The sequence below is a fragment of the Comamonas sp. NyZ500 genome, from assembly GCF_016772095.1.
GTDB classification, from domain to species: Bacteria; Pseudomonadota; Gammaproteobacteria; order Burkholderiales; family Burkholderiaceae_C; genus Comamonas; species Comamonas thiooxydans.
Genome location: NZ_JAEIJE010000007.1, coordinates 95687 through 111638 on the forward strand (window position 1 = coordinate 95687; position 15952 = coordinate 111638).

The 15952-nt window shown below is 63.3% G+C and carries 14 protein-coding genes; 7 read left to right on the forward strand and 7 right to left on the reverse strand.

The window, feature by feature from the left end:
* The first annotated feature begins 130 nt into the window (after positions 1-130).
* Entirely contained in the window at positions 131-2005 is a 1875-nt protein-coding gene (locus tag JAO85_RS12790; protein WP_237734826.1) for a hypothetical protein, read from the forward strand.
* A 42-nt stretch (positions 2006-2047) separates the two neighbouring features.
* On the opposite strand, the gene JAO85_RS12795 is transcribed toward JAO85_RS12790, so the two are convergent.
* Positions 2048-3007: an NAD-dependent epimerase/dehydratase family protein gene (locus JAO85_RS12795; RefSeq protein ID WP_202788197.1), complete on the reverse strand. Its 960-nt coding sequence runs from the start codon at positions 3005-3007 to the stop codon at positions 2048-2050.
* Positions 3008-3116: 109 nt separating this feature from the next.
* Between JAO85_RS12795 and JAO85_RS12800 the strand changes: the two genes are divergently transcribed.
* Positions 3117-3572: a MerR family transcriptional regulator gene (locus JAO85_RS12800; RefSeq protein ID WP_202788198.1), complete on the forward strand. Its 456-nt coding sequence runs from the start codon at positions 3117-3119 to the stop codon at positions 3570-3572.
* Here the strand turns inward: JAO85_RS12800 and JAO85_RS12805 are convergent.
* Entirely contained in the window at positions 3557-4243 is a 687-nt protein-coding gene (locus tag JAO85_RS12805; protein ID WP_202788199.1) for a type 1 glutamine amidotransferase domain-containing protein, read from the reverse strand. The genes JAO85_RS12800 and JAO85_RS12805 overlap by 16 nt on opposite strands.
* Before the next feature lie 291 nt (positions 4244-4534).
* Between JAO85_RS12805 and JAO85_RS12810 the strand changes: the two genes are divergently transcribed.
* Together JAO85_RS12810 and JAO85_RS12815 are read left to right on the forward strand one after the other, a co-directional pair.
* On the forward strand, positions 4535-5335 hold the full coding sequence (locus JAO85_RS12810) for a MetQ/NlpA family ABC transporter substrate-binding protein (RefSeq protein ID WP_034390697.1): 801 nt from the start codon (positions 4535-4537) through the stop codon (positions 5333-5335).
* Positions 5336-5339: 4 nt separating this feature from the next.
* The gene (locus tag JAO85_RS12815) at positions 5340-6443 is read left to right on the forward strand and encodes a DUF6817 domain-containing protein (protein WP_202788200.1); all 1104 of its coding nucleotides are present in this window, start codon (positions 5340-5342) and stop codon (positions 6441-6443) included.
* 118 nt (positions 6444-6561) lie between these two features.
* On the opposite strand, the gene upp is transcribed toward JAO85_RS12815, so the two are convergent.
* The 5 genes from upp to JAO85_RS12840 all read right to left on the reverse strand — a co-directional run bounded on the left by upp (position 6562) and on the right by JAO85_RS12840 (position 12898).
* On the reverse strand, positions 6562-7194 hold the full coding sequence (upp, locus tag JAO85_RS12820; RefSeq protein ID WP_039050633.1) for a uracil phosphoribosyltransferase: 633 nt from the start codon (positions 7192-7194) through the stop codon (positions 6562-6564).
* A gap of 111 nt (positions 7195-7305) precedes the next feature.
* Positions 7306-8280, reverse strand: coding sequence for a threo-3-hydroxy-L-aspartate ammonia-lyase (locus tag JAO85_RS12825; protein WP_034390694.1), 975 nt, complete (start codon positions 8278-8280; stop codon positions 7306-7308).
* Between the two features lie 181 nt (positions 8281-8461).
* Entirely contained in the window at positions 8462-9358 is an 897-nt protein-coding gene (locus JAO85_RS12830) for an enoyl-CoA hydratase-related protein (RefSeq protein WP_202788201.1), read from the reverse strand.
* A gap of 174 nt (positions 9359-9532) precedes the next feature.
* On the reverse strand, positions 9533-11107 hold the full coding sequence (locus JAO85_RS12835) for a methyl-accepting chemotaxis protein (protein ID WP_039050594.1): 1575 nt from the start codon (positions 11105-11107) through the stop codon (positions 9533-9535).
* A gap of 255 nt (positions 11108-11362) precedes the next feature.
* Positions 11363-12898, reverse strand: coding sequence for a helicase HerA-like C-terminal domain-containing protein (locus JAO85_RS12840; protein WP_202788202.1), 1536 nt, complete (start codon positions 12896-12898; stop codon positions 11363-11365).
* An 80-nt stretch (positions 12899-12978) separates the two neighbouring features.
* Here JAO85_RS12840 and JAO85_RS12845 point away from each other — a divergent pair, with 80 nt between their 5' ends.
* Genes JAO85_RS12845 through hemF form a run of 3 tightly spaced genes read left to right on the forward strand, consistent with a single transcriptional unit; the run spans position 12979 to position 15940 of the window.
* Positions 12979-13698 carry a YebC/PmpR family DNA-binding transcriptional regulator gene (locus JAO85_RS12845; RefSeq protein WP_003053891.1) on the forward strand — a complete coding sequence of 240 codons (720 nt, stop codon included), beginning with the start codon at positions 12979-12981 and terminating at the stop codon, positions 13696-13698.
* Complete coding sequence (purD, locus tag JAO85_RS12850) at positions 13695-14987, forward strand: phosphoribosylamine--glycine ligase (protein WP_003062772.1); 1293 nt, start codon at positions 13695-13697, stop codon at positions 14985-14987. The genes JAO85_RS12845 and purD overlap by 4 nt, the downstream gene beginning before the upstream one ends.
* The gene (hemF, locus tag JAO85_RS12855) at positions 14987-15940 is read left to right on the forward strand and encodes an oxygen-dependent coproporphyrinogen oxidase (RefSeq protein ID WP_202788203.1); all 954 of its coding nucleotides are present in this window, start codon (positions 14987-14989) and stop codon (positions 15938-15940) included. Before purD ends, hemF begins: the two co-directional genes overlap by 1 nt.
* Positions 15941-15952 lie beyond the last annotated feature (12 nt).

The window sequence follows — 15952 nt, forward strand, 5'->3', positions numbered from 1 at the left end:
AGTCATCGCAGCATGGCAAAACGAGCGGCCCGGGGCCGCTCTTTTTTTTGCCCCGAGTCGTCCCGGGCCAGCGGCCCGGCAGCCGCTTTCTATACTGCAAGCCTGCTGAACTGTCTTGTGGATCGACTTCATGGTTTTCTTACCTCGCATTCCCGCGCCTGTTTCCCTGACCGCGATGGCGGTGGCCTTGTTGCTGGCGGGCCCTGCGCCGCAGGCGGCCGAGCCTGAAAGGCAGACGGGGGTTGCGCGACAGGCGGATTCGCCTGCCGAACAGGATTCGCCTTTTTTCAGGCAGCGCCGTGCCGTGGTCGAGGCCGCACAGGGCAAGCGTTGGGACGATGCCGTTGCCCAGGCGCGCAAGCTGCTGGACATGACGCTGCCGCGCGGCAATCCTTACGAGCAGCTCGATGCCTCCGGTTTGCTCTACGCCTTGCTTTATCAGCAGGAACAGTATGCGCAGGCCGTGTTGCAGACCGACCGGATGATGGCTCTGGCCGCGGCCGAGGGCTACGACCCGGTCAGCGGTCAGATGCAGGCGCTGATACAGCGCGGTCTGACGGCCGCCATGATGGCTGGCGATCAGGGCGCACTGACTCGCTATCTGCAGGCGCTCAAGCAGGAGTCCAAGGCTTTTGCGCCGCTGTGGCAGTGGAATACGGCAGACCAGCAGCTGCACTACCAGGCCGCGCAGCTCAGCGTGCCGCTGGTGCAGGGGCGCTGGGTACTGGTCCAGCTGGAGCCGGCCCGGGATCGCAAGGATGTCGCGAGCCTGGAGTACGTCTATCTGAAGCCCGATGGCAGGCGCCTGCGGGTCCGCATGCGGCTCGGTTATGACGATGGTCTGAAAGACATGGATGCTGCAGGCAGGGAGAAATTGTTGCAGCAGAAGCGCACCATTTTTGCCGGCGAGCAGACGCCCGAGCCTGGGCTCAGGTTGCCGGCCCTGCCGTTCGGCGACGCTGTGCAAAGCCAGCAGGCCAGCCGCGAGAAAAGAGAAGAGGGGAGGCCCGACATCCTGCACCTGGACTGGGGTCTGGTGCGCGGCAACTGGAATCTGAACCTGCATGCCGAGCAAATGGACAGCGAGCGTGATAGCGCGCTGCAGCAATTGCCCCTGCTGTGGCAGGCCATGCAATGGCACAAAGCGCCCGAGCTGCCGCCTGAGCTGCCGCGCCAGGAGCGCGAGGTGAGCCGTGCCTGGCGGGTCGATGACGACTGGCCCAGGGCCGGTCAACTGGCCCGCGCGGCCTTGGCCGATGCCCAGTTTCCCGCCGAGCTGGCACGCCTGAATACGGTGGCGGGCATCTCGGCCTTCAAGGCCGGTCAGCAAGCCGAGGCTGGCCGCTATCTGGATCAGGCACTGCAGGCCTGGCCCTATGTCAGCCTGTTCAGGCTGGAGTCCGAGCTGGTGGACCTGGCCCAGCAATATGGGGCCGAGCTGGCAGCGCAGCAGGGTCGCGACGGCGATGCCGCGCGACTGATGCGCCAGTACCTGCGCAATGCTGGCGGGCTGCAGAACATCTGGGTGCAGGCCAGTGACCCGCAGTTGGCCGATCTGGAAAATCGGCGCACCGGCATGGTGCTGCCCATGCGCGCGGCGGGCTTTCATCTGCAGGAGCCACGGGACTCGCAGCGCATGATGTACCGCGATCTGATGACCGGGCAGCAACTGGGCCTGACCACGGGGCTGAAGATCCCCGAGTCCGACGAAGCACAGGAAAAGCTGCTGCGCATCGCGCTGGAAAAGCAGTTCCGCCTGAAGGCGGGGAGCTTGAAGAAGCGCAGCTTTACTGCGCAGACGCGTTCCAGGGACCGCCGGCCTGAAGGCCGCGAATGGACGTTTGAAGTGAGCCCGCAGGAGAGCCGGCCGGGCGCGGCTCCCGTCAAGCGCGTCGTCTTCTGGATGGTTGACCAGGGCGCAAGCCGCGCCATCCTGCGCGCCTCGGTGGCGAGTCCGCGCGAGCAAACCCGGGCCGAGCAGCTGGCCCAGGCGCTGAGCTGGTAGTCTTTTAGCTATTAATGCTTATTTGATAGCTGCATGCGCAAGCTAGGTAAGGGATTGCTGCTGATTTTGCTGAAATTCATCGGCAATCAGCGCCAGCCCCTGCCGGTAGCTGGTGACGGCAAACGTTGGAAATGCCTGCTTGAACTTGCTGGAGTCAAACAGATTGTCGTGGGCATAGCGGGGCAGCAGCTCTTGCAGCTCGGCCACGGGTTTGGAGATCAGGCCGGCTATGTTCAGTGCCCAGCGGGGCAGCCGGTGATGGCGGGAAGACCGGAGAGGGCGACCAAAGCTCTGGCTGGCCCAGTCGATCAGCAGTTTGTAGCTGGGACGCTCATCGTCGCATGGCAGATGCCAGGTCTGGCCGTAAGCATCGGGCGTGTTGCCCAGCAAGGCCAGCGAGCGGCTGGCATCGGGCGTCCAGATCAGGGTGCGCAGACGGTCGTCTCGCACTGGGGCCAGCGGGGTCTTGCCGGCCTTGAGCCTGTCAATCACCAAGGTGTTGGTAATGCTCTGCGTCAGGGCCGGGCCGTAGAACTCGGGGGCGCGGGCAATCAGCACGGGAATCTCACCGCGCGCCATCTCGGACAGCACCATCTCGGCCATGGCGGCGCGCACCCGGCCTTTGCGCCCCACAGGGGAAAACGCCGTCTGCTCGGTCTGCAGTTGCGCGTTCTGCGGGTACATATAGGTGTTGTCGAAGTAGACAAATGGAGCGCCTGCAGCGCGGCTGGCCGCCAGAGCGTTGTGCAGCATGGTCGGAAACTGCTGCTCCCAGAGTTGTGTATCGGGAGGCAGACCTGCGGTGAAATACACCACGCTGCTGCCCTGAACGGCCCTGGCAGTCTGCTCGGCATCGAGCAGGTCGGCGGCTTCGAGCAGGTCGGTGTCATGTACCTTGCGCGGGTTGCGGCTCACCAGCTTGAGCTTATCGCTGTAGTTGCGCTTGAGTTCGCGCGCCAGCTCGGTGGCGATCTGCCCGTTGGCGCCCAATATGGTCTGCATTCCTGCTCCTTGATGAATAGCTTCACCAGCCTTGATAACCGGGAATGACGCAAGCGTAAGCTTGAAGCTTGGTTCAAGGTCAAGCGCGGATTGCGCGAGAATGGCGGACATGAAGATCGGAGAACTCGCCAGGCGCACAGGTCTTGCCGCATCGCGCATTCGCTTTTACGAACGCATCGGTTTGCTGAGCGCTGCCCAGCGCCAGGTCAACGGCTATCGCAGCTATCCCGAGGAGGCGGTACTGGCGCTCAGGCTGATTGCCACGGCGCAGCGGGCCGGCTTCAGCCTGCAGGAGCTGCGCCAGTTGCTGCCGGGCGATCTCGAGCAGTGGCAGCATGACGAGTTGCTGGCCACACTGCATCGCAAGCTGCAGAGCATCGACCTGATGCTGGCACAGCTGACGCAAAATCGAGCCGAACTGGGCGAGCTGATCGCCCAGATCGAGGCCAGACCTGAAGACATGGACTGCGCCGGCAACGCTCGGCGTGTGCTGTCGCAGATGCGCTTGCTGGGGCGGGAGGGGGATGGGGAAGCGGCGGGCCAGCCCGCTCAGTCCAGCAACTGAGCCACCTGCAGGGCAGTGGCCCGGGCCGACTGCGGGTTCTGCCCCGTCACCAGCCTGCCGTCCGTCACGACCTTGGAGACAAAGGGCAGCCAGGCTTTCTCATACCGGGCACCGCGTTGGCGCATCAACGCTTCGGCGTTGTATGGCACTTGGCCGGCCACGCCGGCCAGCCTTTCTTCCAGCCAGGAAAAGCCTGTCAGCCTGCGTCCGGCGACCAGCAGCGAGCCATCGGACAGACGGGTATCGAGCAGGCCGCAATAACCGTGGCAGACCGAGGCAACGACGCCACCGCGCTCATGGATGTCGCGCGTGATGCGCTGCAGTCCCAGAGAGGATGGAAAGTCCCACATCACGGCATGGCCGCCAGTGAAATAAATGGCATCAAAGTCTCGCGCATCCACGGCATCAGGCGCAGCCGTGTTGGAGAGCAGGGCCATGCGCGCTGCATCCAGCAGCCATGACTTGGCCGTGGCATCCCGGTTCGGCCATCTCAGCGAGCGCGGCTCCAGCGGCGAGTGGCCACCCAGCGGGCTGAGCAGTTGCTGCGCATAGCCCCGCCGGGCAAAGACTTCCCAGGCATGGCTGAGCTCCGACAGCCACAGTCCGGTGGGCTCGGCAGGGTCATCGTAATGGGCGACGTTGCTGACGACGTGAAGAATGCGACGAGGCATGGGGCGTCTCCTGTGGCTCCCAACTTAAGCTTGAAGTGCAGTTCAATGTCAAGCATGCGATGTGCTTGAGGTACTCCTGTTTTGATAGCTTTCATCGCTTTATGAGTAAGAGATTTGGCTGTTTTATTGATATTTTCCGAGCCGCGCTGCCAGCCATCCCGCTTTGTGATGGGGGCGGGCCCCAGCCGGGCTGCTGTGGCTGGCTTTATGCGTTAAGTTTCAAGCTGCTGTCCCTGAGTGTGCACATGCTCGGCGGACCTGAATTTCCCGGATTTGTCTTGAAAGGTGCCCATGCTGCACAAGCGTTCTCTCGTAAAAGCCCTGGCGGTTGCCGCCCTGGTACCTGCCGCATTGCTGGCCCAGGCCCAGGATCTGGCCGTGACCGTTGGTGTGACGGCCGGGCCCCACGCCCAGATTGCAGAAGTGGCCAAGCAGGTTGCAGCCAGGCAGGGCCTGAAGGTCAGGCTGGTGGAATTTGGCGACTTCATCCAGCCCAATGCGGCGCTGTCCACCGGCGATCTCGATGCCAACATCTACCAGCATCAACCCTTCCTCGATGCCCAGAACAAGGACCGTGGCTACAAGCTGGTGCCCGTGGCCAAGGCCGTGAACCAGCAAATGGGCGTGTACTCCAGGAAGCTCAGAAAGCTGGCCGATCTCAAGAGCGGCGCGCGGGTGGGTATTCCCAACGATCCCACCAATGGCTCGCGTGCTCTGATGGTGCTGGCCAAGCAGGGCTTGATCACGCTCAAGGCCGATGCTGGTGCGCGCGCTTCGGTGCTGGACATCACGGCCAACCCCAGAAAGCTCAGGTTTGTCGAGCTCGAAGCCGCCCAACTGGCCCGCGCCCTCGATGATCTGGATGCCGCGGCTGTCAACAGCAGCTATGCCGTGGCTGCCGGCCTGTCCCCCCAGGGCGACTCGCTGGCGCTGGAAGATGTGAACACGCCTTATGTGACCGTGCTCATCGTCACGCGCGCCGGTCATGAAAACAGCAAAGGTTTGCAGGCCTTTGTGAAGGCCTACCAGTCACCCGAGGTCAAGGCCTTTGTGGAAAAGACCTTCAAGGGTGCTTACACAACTGCATGGTGAGCGCATGAATCAGCCCTGGAATCAACTGGATGCGGCGCTGTTCGAGCGCGCCAAGACCTTGCTGGACGAGGAATGGCTGAGCCGTGACGCCGATCTGGCGCCGCTGCTGCCTGTGGTGCTGGAGCGTGGCGTGGGCCAGGATTGGCACAAGGCCGGCACTTTTCGCCACCATCTGGCAGGCGTGGCGCGCTCTCTGGCGCTATGGCAGCAACCCAGGGAGGTGCGCCAGCTGGGTCTGCTGCACAGTGTCTACGGCAACGCCTTTGTCGATCTGGTCAAGTTCGATGCCGGCAACGAGCGCGATCAGCTCAAGCGCCTGGTCGGGGAACAGGCCGAGCATCTGGTCTATCTGTTTTGCACCATGAGCCGTACCCAGTTCGTGCAAAAGCTGCTGGCTGGCGAGCTGGGAGCCGACGGCAGCCTGCAGATCGAGCGCAACGGCCCCGAGCCGCGCGAGACCATCAGACTCACCGCCTATGAAGTGGCTGTGTTCGCGATTGTCAGCATGGCCGACAGCATGGAGCAGTGGTTCAGCTGGCAGGAAGACATCTACTCGCGCTTCCCTTCCGTGGACCACAGTCGTCAGCAGGCCGTGCACTGGGCGGCGTCGCTGTGGCCCGGCCCCATGCGCCCCAGCAGCCGAATGCTCAGCCAGATCAGCGGCCTGGGCCAGGCGCTGCAGCATCCTGCGCTCAAGACCCAGCTGCCGCTGCCGCCCGTGTTTGCGAACTGCAGCCAGCTGTTGAGCGCAGGCAACGAGGCTGCGGCCGTGGCGCTGTACTGGTCGGTGATTCAGCTCGATCAGCCGCTGGTCGATCTGGACGCTGCCACCGCCACGCTGGAGCAGGCTGTGACCCTCAACCCCTGGGTGGGCGAGCCGCAGATGGTGCTGGCCCAGCTCTATCTGAGCGCGGGCCGCAGCGCCGATGCTGCTAGAGCCGCCGAGAGCGCGCTGCAGTGCTTTTGCACCTGGGGCAATGCCTGGGACAAGCGCGTGCAGTGGGATGCCTGGATTGCCTGGACGCGTATCTTGCTGCAGTCGGCCCGGCAGGACAGCTGGCCTGCACGGCTGGACAAGCTCAACAATATGGCGCTGAATCAGGTCTGAGCTGAATCTGAAATTGATAGCTGCCAGCGCTTGATGGATAAGAGCTACAGACTGTTTTGAGCATGAAAAAAGCCCCAGGACCTTGCGCCTGGGGCTTTTTGTTGGCAAGCAGCCGTGCTTACTTGGTGCCGAAGATACGGTCGCCCGCATCACCCAGGCCGGGCAGGATGTAGCCATGGCTGTCCAGCTCGCGGTCCACGGCGGCGGTGTAGATGTCCACATCGGGGTGGGCGGCCTGCATGGTCTTCACGCCTTCGGGGGCAGCCAGCAGGCACATGAACTTGATGGACTTGGGCGCGCTCTTGTCCTTGAGTTGCTGCACGGCCGCCACGGCCGAGTTGCCGGTGGCCAGCATGGGGTCGACCACGATCACGTCGCGCTCGCCCATGTTTTCGGGCATCTTGTAGTAGTACTCGACGGGCTGGAGGGTCTCGGGGTCGCGGAACAGGCCGATGTGACCGATGCGCGCGCCGGGCACCACGTTGAGCATGCCGTCCAGGAAGCCGTTGCCGGCACGCAGAATGGAAACCAGCGCCAGCTTCTTGCCGTCAATGACCTTGCCCATGGTCTTTTCCATGGGGGTTTCGATCTCGACATCCTGCAGCGGGAAGTCGCGCGTCAGTTCATAGGCCATCAGCGTGGACAGCTCGCCCAGCATGCGGCGAAAGCTGTTGGTCGATGCTTCCTTGCGGCGCATCAGTGTCAGTTTGTGCTGGACCAGGGGGTGGTCGATCAAATGCAGAGTGCTCATGTTCTTGGTCTTTGTGGTGAAGGCAGGCAGGCCCGCTTGTGGCGGGCTCGTGCTTGCAAAATTGGGATCAGTTGGATGCGGGCCGGGCCGCAACGGACGCTATTTTCGCTGTCACTCGGACAGCAGGCTGGCAAAACGCTCTAAATCCACATTGCCGCCGCTGATCACAATGCCCACGCGCTTGCCCTTGAGCGGCAAACCGCCGTGGATGGCGGCTGCCAGAGACAGCGATCCCGTGGGCTCGACCACGATTTTCATGCGCTCGGCATAAAAGCGCATGGCCTGGACCAATTGCTCGTCGTTGACGGTAAGAACCTCGTTCACTCGCTGCTGGATGATGGCAAAGGTCAGATCGCCCGGCGCCTGGGTCTGGGCACCGTCGGCAATGGTGCGCGGCGTAGCTATCTTGACGATATGGCCGGCGCGCAGCGACTGCTGCACATCGTTGCCCGCTTCGGGCTCGACGCCGATCACCTTGCATTGCGGAGCCAGGGCGTTGGCGGCCAGCAGACTGCCGGAGAGCAGACCGCCGCCGCCCAGGCAGACAAACAGATAGTCCAGATCCGGTACTTCCTCCAGCAGTTCCTTGACGGCCGTGCCCTGGCCGGCAATCACGTCGCGGTGGTTGTAGGGCGGGATCAGCGTCATGCCGCGCTCGGTTGCCAGTTTGTGGGCGATGGATTCGCGGTCTTCGGTGAAGCGGTTGTAGGTGACGACCTGGGCGCCATAGCCGCGCGTGGCCGCCATCTTGGAGGCCGGTGCATCCTCGGGCATGACGATCAGGGCAGGCATGTCCAGCAGCTGCGCTGCCTGGGCAATGGCCTGGGCATGGTTGCCTGAGGAAAAGGCCAGGGCACCGCCCTTGCGCTGCTCGGGCGTGAACTGGGCCAGAGCGTTGTAGGCGCCGCGAAACTTGAAGGCACCTATGCGCTGCAGGTTTTCGCACTTGAAGAACAGGCGCGCGCCCAGTTGTTCGTCCATGGTGCGGCTGGTCAGCACCGGTGTGCGGTGGGCTACGCCCTGCAGGCGCTGGGCAGCGGCCACGACGTCGTCATAAGTGGGCAGGGGGGCGGTGTTTGTGCTCATGGCAAGACAGGCTGGGGTGGTACTGAATCCATGATAACGGCGCCTCGCCCACTTCAAGCCGATTTGCTGCGTTGCGGCTCGGCTACCTGTCGATGGCGCCCAGCGGGCCATCGAGAAGATAGAGAAATACGAGCGGGAAAGGCATGCAGGCCTTTATTGGTAAGTGCTGATAGCTATTCAATCAGGAGCGATCGCCCGCTTGAGGCAGTGCCGGTGCAAACGCCTGCAGCGGCTCCAGCGGGGGGAAGTCGCCGGCGCGCTTGGCCTGCATGGCACTCACGGCCTCCATGACATGCCGGTTGCTCCAGATGCCGCTCTGCACCCAGCCCATTTGCTGCAGCGAGTCGCTCACGCTGTGGTCGCGCGCGTAATTGATCACCTGCTTGCTGCCCCAGATGGCCACGGGCGGCTTGGCCGCAATTTCGCGCGCGCAGGCGAGAGCTGCCGTGACGGTGGCTTCGGGCGTGTCGTAGACGGCGTTGACCAGACCGTGGCTGGCGGCCTCCTGCGCAGTCATGCGGCGGCCGGTGTAGGCCAGCTCCTTGACGATGCCCAGCGGCATCAGCTTGGGCAGGCGCTGCAGGCTGCCCAGGTCGGCGGTCATGCCGATATTGATCTCCTGCACGCAGAAAAAGGACTCGGCGCTGGCATAGCGTATGCATGCGGTGGCCACCAGATCCAGTCCGCCACCCACGCAGGCGCCCTGGATGGCGCAGATCACGGGCATGCGCAGGGCTTCGATCTTGTTGAAGGTGGACTGCAACTGGGCCAGGGTGTCGATGATGGCGGCGCGGCCCTCTGGCGTGCGGTCATTGGGCGCAAAGTCGGGGTCGGCAAAGGTCTCGAGTGCCATGCCGGCGCAGAAATGCTTGCCTGTGCTGCTGATCACCAGCGCGCGCGACTGGCCGCTGCGCTGCAGCGTATCCAGCACCAGGTCCAGCTCCTGCCAGAACCTGGGATTCAGGGTGTTGAAGGCATCGGGGCGGTTGAGCACCAGATGGGCAATATGGTCGACCAGGTCCAGGCGAAAGCTGCTCAGACCCGCGGTCAGCAAGGTGTCGTCAGAGGTATGGGGCATGCCGGCATGGTGTCTTGCTGCGTAGGCCGCGCCAGTCACACTTGCGACTGCAGACAGAAAAACCGGTCTGGGTCAAACCTGCGGTGTCAGCCGTTCCCTCCTGGGTGCAATGGAGGGAACGGCGGAGAAGCTGGTGAAGAGACGGATGCTGTGTTCCAGCAACTTCAACCAGGTTCAGGCAGTCAGGGCCGGCGCTCTGTCCGCGGCCTGGACCTTGAATACGGCCACCATGCCGGTGAGGCGCTGGGCCTGGTCGCTCAGAGAGACAGCGGCAGCCGTGGATTCCTCGACCAGGGCGGCATTCTGCTGCGTCATCTGATCCAGATTGGTCACGGCCTGGTTGACCTGGCTGATGCCGTCATGCTGCTCCATGGCCGAGGCACTGATCTCGCCAATCATGTCCGAGACCTTGCCGACGCTGCTGACGATCTCTTCCATCACGCGGCCTGCCTGGGAGACCTGGTCGGCGCCTTCCTGGGCGGCGTCCACGGAAGTAGTGATGAGGGCCTTGATCTCCTTGGCGGCCTCGGCACTGCGGTGGGCCAGGGCGCGCACCTCGCCGGCGACCACGGCAAAGCCCCGGCCTTGCTCGCCGGCACGGGCAGCCTCGACAGCCGCGTTGAGGGCCAGGATATTGGTCTGGAAGGCGATGGAGTCGATCACGCCGATGATGTCGGAGATGCGGTGCGCGCTGTCGCTGATGCGTCCCATGCTGCTGACCACGGACTGCACCACATGGCCGCCACGCTGGGCCACCTGCGCGGCATTGCCTGCCAGATGGTTGGCCTGGCGCGCGGTGTCCGAGGCCTGGGCGACGGTGGCGGTCAGCTGCTCCATGCTGGCCGCGGTTTCCTCGAGATTGGCGGCAGTCTGCTCGGTGCGTGCGGACAGGTCGTGGTTGCCGGTGGCGATTTCGGCCGAGGCGGTGCTGATGGAGTGCACGCTGGTGCGTACATCGGCCACCAGGCTGCGCAGTTGGGCTGCCATGGTCGAGACGGAGCTCAGCAGGCGGCCGAACTCGTCATGGCGGTCGTTGCCGGCGGTGACCGTGAGGTCGCCCTGTGCAATGGCCTGGGTCAGCTCCACGGCTTCGTTCAGAGGCTGGGTGATGGAGCGGGTGAGGGCAAGCGCCAGGCCCAGAGCGGCCGTCAGCACAAGAGCCTGTACCGCCCAGGACAGCCAGATCGCTTTTTGCTGGTCTTGCTGCAGCTGAAGGCTGGCGGCGTCGCGCTGCTGCTCCTGCAGCTTCACAAAGTCCTGCAGCGAATCGGCGTAGCGGCCAATGGCACCCAGATATTGCTGGCGGATGAAGTCGCGCATGGCGTCGATATCACCGGTCAGTTTGATCTCGCGTGCCTGCTTGTTCAGCGCCAGAACCTCGGCACGCACGGCTGCGATCTTTTGCAGGGCGGCCTTGTCGGCGTCGCTTTGAGCCAGTTTGATGACCTGTGCCTGCAGTGCCCCATTGACGGCCACGCCTTCGCTGACACGCTCGTCCATGCGCTGGGTCAGCGCCTCGTCGGTGGTCATATTGCTGGTGAGCACGCGCTCGCCCGTGGTCTCGGTCGCACCTTTCCACTGCAGGGCGAGGTTGATGCGATTGTCATAGTCGGCCAGAGTCTGCATGCCGGCCTGCAGGGCCTGGGTGGACGAGTGCTGGTTCCAGAGCGAGACGGCCAGCATCATGGTCAGAAGCCCGCCCAAAGTGCACCACAGCTTGGTGGAGACACGCCATTGATTGAATTGCATTGGCTGAAAATATTGCAAAAGCACTGCCTGGCCGGAGCGAACTGGTGGTCTGCGGCAAGACCGGGCAGCGTGGTTAGCGTAGAGAAAGAAGCGGCTGTGCAGGCACAGCACCGTTCCAGGAGACTGGCGGCAGGCACCTGGAGCTGGATTTATTATGTATCGACATAATGAACTCCACCTTGAGCATTTTCTGGATGACCGCCACAAAAAAGGCCTGCTGACGCAGGCCTTGGAAGTGAAGGAAGAGCGTCGGGCTCAGCGCTTCTTGTTGCCCAGAATGCCGCCCAGCACGCCGCGCAGGATTTCCTTGCCCAGGCTGTTGCCCACGGTGCGCACCGTGGACTTGGCCATGGTCTGCACCAGGCCGTCATGCTGGCCGCCGCGCGGGCCGGTGCGACCGAACAGCAGCTCCTTGAGTCCGTCCATCATGGAGTCTGTGGCGCTGGCTTGCTGGGTCGAGCCTGCCGCTGTGGCAGCGGCAGGGCCGTCACCGGGCTTGGCAGGTGTGGCGCTCGCAGTGCGGTCGCGCAATATCTCGAAGGCGGATTCGCGGTCTACGGCCTTCTCGTAGACGCCGGCGACCAGGGAGCCATCGATCAGCGCCTTGCGCTGCTCGGCCGTGATGGGACCGAGCTGGCTGCCGGGCGGGATCACGAACACGCGCTCGGTCACGCTGGGGCGGCCTTTTTCGTCGAGGAAGCTGACCAGGGCCTCGCCCACGGCCAGCTCGGTGATGGCGGCGGCAATATCGAGGCCGGGATTGGGGCGCATGGTGGAGGCGGCCGAGGCCACGGCCTTCTGGTCGCGCGGGGTGAAGGCGCGCAAGGCATGTTGCACGCGGTTGCCCAGCTGCCCAAGCACGCTGTCGGGAACGTCCAGCGGGTTCTGGGTGACGAAGTACACGCCCACGCCCTTGGAGCGCACCAGGCGCACGACCAGCTCGATGCGCTCGATCAGCACCTTGGGCGCATCGTTGAACAGCAGGTGGGCCTCGTCAAAGAAAAACACCAGTTTGGGCTTCTCGGGGTCGCCGATTTCCGGCAACTGCTCGAACAGCTCGGACAGAAGCCAGAGCAAAAAAGTCGAGTACAGGCGCGGCGCGTTCATCAGCTTGTCCGCCGCCAGCACATTGACCACGCCCATGCCGTTGGCGTCGGTCTGCATCAGATCGTTGATGTCGAGCATGGGCTCGCCAAAGAACTTGTCGCCGCCCTGGCTTTCAATGCCCAGCAGTCCGCGCTGTATGGCGCCCACACTGGCCGAGCTGATATTGCCGTACTGGGTGGTGAACTGCTTGGCGTTGTCGCCCACGAAGTTCAGCATGGCGCGCAGATCCTTGAGGTCCAGCAGCAGCATGCCGTTGTCGTCGGCGATCTTGAACACCAGATTGAGCACGCCCATCTGGGTCTCGTTCAGATTCAGCATGCGGCCTATGAGCAGAGGGCCCATGTCCGAGATGGTGGCGCGCACGGGATGGCCCTGCTCGCCGAACACATCCCACAGCGTGGCGGGGCAGGCCAGGGGCTGGGGCAGGGCCAGGCCACGCTCCTTGAGCGAGGCGGCCAGCTTGTCGCCTATCTTGCCGGCCTGGCTGATACCGCTCAGGTCTCCTTTGACGTCGGCCATGAAAACCGGCACGCCGATCTGTGAGAAGCTTTCGGCCAGTTTTTGCAGCGTGACGGTCTTGCCGGTGCCTGTTGCGCCGGTGATCAGGCCATGCCGATTCGCCAGTCCGGGCAGCAGTACACATTCTGTGGCAGAGTGCTGGGCAATCAAAAGGGGTGAAGCCATTTCGGGTTTCCTCTGGGGGGGCATGCAGTCAAAAGTAAAATCGCTCCCGCTAGGTTAAATCAAATATCAAAGGATTCCCTGTGGCAGGACACAGCAAATGGGCCAACATCCAGCACCGCAAGGGTCGCCAGGATGAAAAACGTGGCCGCATCTGGACGCGCATCATTCGTGAAATCATGGTCGCAGCCCGCCAAGGCGGCGGCGACCTGAGCGCCAACCCGCGTCTGCGTCTGGCGGTGGACAAGGCCAAGGCCGCCAATATGCCGGCCGACAATATCAAGCGCAATATCGACAAGGCCACGGGCAACCTCGACGGCGTGACCTACGAGGAAATCCGTTACGAAGGCTATGGCATCGGCGGCGCGGCCATCATTGTGGACACAATGACGGACAATCGCGTACGTACGGTGGCCGATGTTCGCCATGCATTCAGCAAGTACGGTGGCAATATGGGCACCGAAGGCTCGGTGGCCTTCCAGTTCAAGCATGTGGGTCAGATCATGTTCGCCCCCGGCACGGACGAAGAAAAAGTCATGGAGATCGCGCTGGAAGCCGGTGCCGACGATGTGATCACCGATGACGAAGGTGGCATCGAGGTGCTGACGGCCCCCGGCGACTTTGAAGCCGTGCGTGACGCACTGCAGGCCGCCGGCTTTACCGCCGACATGGCCGAGGTGACCATGCGCCCCGAAAATACAATCGCCCTCGAAGGCGATGATGCAGCTCGCATGCAGAAGCTGCTGGACATGATTGAAGACTTGGATGACGTTCAGGACGTCTACCACAACGCAGAACTATGAAAATTCTTGTGATTGGCGGCGGTGGCCGTGAGCACGCTCTGGCGTGGAAGTTGGCCGAATCGCCCAAGGCGACCAAGGTCTATGTGGCTCCCGGTAACGGTGGCACTGCCCTGGCTGGCGGCAAGCTGGAGAACCTCGACATCACCGATGTGAAGGCTCTGCGCGAATGGGCCCAGGCCGAAAAGATTGCCGTGACCGTCGTGGGGCCCGAGGCTCCGCTGGCGGCTGGCGTGGTCGATGAGTTCCGTGCCCACGGACTCAAGGTCTTCGGCCCGACCAAGACTGCAGCCCAGCTGGAGTCGTCCAAGGCTTTCTCCAAGGACTTCATGGCGCGCCACAGCATCCCCACGGCGCAATATGAAACCTTCACCGACCCGGTTGCTGCCCATGCCTATGTGGATCGCCTCGGTGCGCCCATTGTCATCAAGGCCGACGGCCTGGCGGCAGGCAAGGGCGTGGTGGTAGCCATGTCGCTGCAGGAAGCCCACGACGCCGTGGACTTCATGCTGGTGGACAACAAATACGGTGTGCAGCACAACGAAGGCGGTGCACGCGTCGTGATCGAGGAATTCCTCGACGGCGAGGAAGCCAGCTTCATCGTGCTGTGCGACGGCAAGAACGTGCTGGCACTGGCGACCAGCCAGGACCACAAGCGTCTCAAGGATGGCGACCAGGGCCCCAACACCGGCGGCATGGGCGCTTATTCGCCAGCGCCCGTGGTGACCGCCGATGTGCACGCCCGCGCCATGCGCGAAATCATTCTGCCCACCATCCGTGGCATGGAAAAAGACGGTGTGCCCTACACCGGCTTCCTGTATGCAGGTCTGATGATCGACAAGGCAGGCCACCCCAAGACGCTGGAGTTCAACTGCCGCATGGGCGATCCGGAAACCCAGCCCATCATGATGCGTCTCAAGAGCGATCTGGTGGATGTGATGCTGGCAGCCTGCGAAGGCAAGCTCGACCAGCTGGAGCTGCAGTGGGACCGCCGTACCGCATTGGGCGTGGTCATGGCTGCTGCCGGCTACCCCGAAGACCCGCGCAAGGGCGATGTCATCACCGGTCTGCCCGCCGCAGCCGACGATGCCATGGTCTTCCATGCCGGCACCCAGCTGGGCGATGACGGCCAGCCTGTGACCAGCGGTGGTCGTGTGCTCTGCGTGACCGTGTTGGCCGACAGTGTCAAGCAGGCGCAGCAGAAGGTGTATGACGTGGCACGTGGCATCCATTTCGATGGTGCCCAGTATCGTCGCGACATCGGCTTCCGAGCCGTCAAGAAGGCCGACTGATGAGCCAGACATCCTCATCTTCTGTGGCTGATCAGCTGCCTGTGGCCGAGGTGCGTGAGTACCTCATGGGTCTGCAGACCCGCATCACCGAGGCGCTGGAAGCCATCGAAGGCGAGGGTGGTGCGCGTTTCCTGGCCGACGCCTGGCACAAGGAGCCGGGCGAAAAGCTGCAAGGCAACGGTGTCACCAAGATCATGGAGGGCGGGCGCGTGTTCGAGCGCGCAGGCTGCGGTTTCTCGCATGTGCGCGGGCCGCAACTGCCGCCCTCGGCCACACAGCATCGGCCCGAACTGGCCGGTGCGCCGTTCGAGGCCATGGGCGTGTCGCTGGTATTTCATCCGCGCAACCCCCTGGTGCCAACGGTGCACATGAATGTGCGCATGATTTCGGCCGGCCATGAGGGGCAGCCCAAGACCTGCTGGTTTGGCGGCGGCATGGATTTGACGCCGGTCTACGGCTTCGAGGAAGACGCCGTGCATTTCCATCAGATCTGCCGTGATGCGCTGGCGCCATTTGGTGATCAGCTCTATCCGCGTTTCAAGCAATGGTGCGACGAGTACTTCTTCCTCAAGCATCGCAACGAGCAGCGCGGCATTGGCGGCATCTTCTTCGATGATTTCAGCGAACTGGGCCAGCAGCAGAGCTTTGCCATGCTGCGCTCGGTTGGCGATGCCTTTCTGAAGGCCTATCTGCCCATCGTGGAACGCCGCCGGAATGCGCAGTACACGCAGCAGCAGGTGGATTTCCAGCGCTACCGCCGTGGCCGCTATGTGGAATTCAACCTGGTCTGGGACCGCGGCACGCATTTCGGCCTGCAGTCCGGCGGCCGCACCGAATCCATTCTGCTGTCCATGCCGCCTCATGCGGACTGGAGCTATCAGCGTGAGGATGCGCCCGGTACACCCGAGCGCGATCTGCTCGAGAAATTCCTGATTCGCCGTGACTGGCTCTGAGGCACAGGCCTT

Bases quoted from the DNA above. Each gene is read 5' to 3' on its own strand.
- JAO85_RS12790 (WP_237734826.1), top strand. From the start codon at position 131: ATGGTTTTCTTACCTCGCATTCCCGCGCCTGTTTCCCTGACCGCGATG.
- JAO85_RS12795 (WP_202788197.1), bottom strand. From the start codon at position 3,007: ATGCAGACCATATTGGGCGCCAACGGGCAGATCGCCACCGAGCTGGCG.
- JAO85_RS12800 (WP_202788198.1), top strand. From the start codon at position 3,117: ATGAAGATCGGAGAACTCGCCAGGCGCACAGGTCTTGCCGCATCGCGC.
- JAO85_RS12805 (WP_202788199.1), bottom strand. From the start codon at position 4,243: ATGCCTCGTCGCATTCTTCACGTCGTCAGCAACGTCGCCCATTACGAT.
- JAO85_RS12810 (WP_034390697.1), top strand. From the start codon at position 4,535: ATGCTGCACAAGCGTTCTCTCGTAAAAGCCCTGGCGGTTGCCGCCCTG.
- JAO85_RS12815 (WP_202788200.1), top strand. From the start codon at position 5,340: ATGAATCAGCCCTGGAATCAACTGGATGCGGCGCTGTTCGAGCGCGCC.
- upp (WP_039050633.1), bottom strand. From the start codon at position 7,194: ATGAGCACTCTGCATTTGATCGACCACCCCCTGGTCCAGCACAAACTG.
- JAO85_RS12825 (WP_034390694.1), bottom strand. From the start codon at position 8,280: ATGAGCACAAACACCGCCCCCCTGCCCACTTATGACGACGTCGTGGCC.
- JAO85_RS12830 (WP_202788201.1), bottom strand. From the start codon at position 9,358: ATGCCCCATACCTCTGACGACACCTTGCTGACCGCGGGTCTGAGCAGC.
- JAO85_RS12835 (WP_039050594.1), bottom strand. From the start codon at position 11,107: ATGCAATTCAATCAATGGCGTGTCTCCACCAAGCTGTGGTGCACTTTG.
- JAO85_RS12840 (WP_202788202.1), bottom strand. From the start codon at position 12,898: ATGGCTTCACCCCTTTTGATTGCCCAGCACTCTGCCACAGAATGTGTA.
- purD (WP_003062772.1), top strand. From the start codon at position 13,695: ATGAAAATTCTTGTGATTGGCGGCGGTGGCCGTGAGCACGCTCTGGCG.
- hemF (WP_202788203.1), top strand. From the start codon at position 14,987: ATGAGCCAGACATCCTCATCTTCTGTGGCTGATCAGCTGCCTGTGGCC.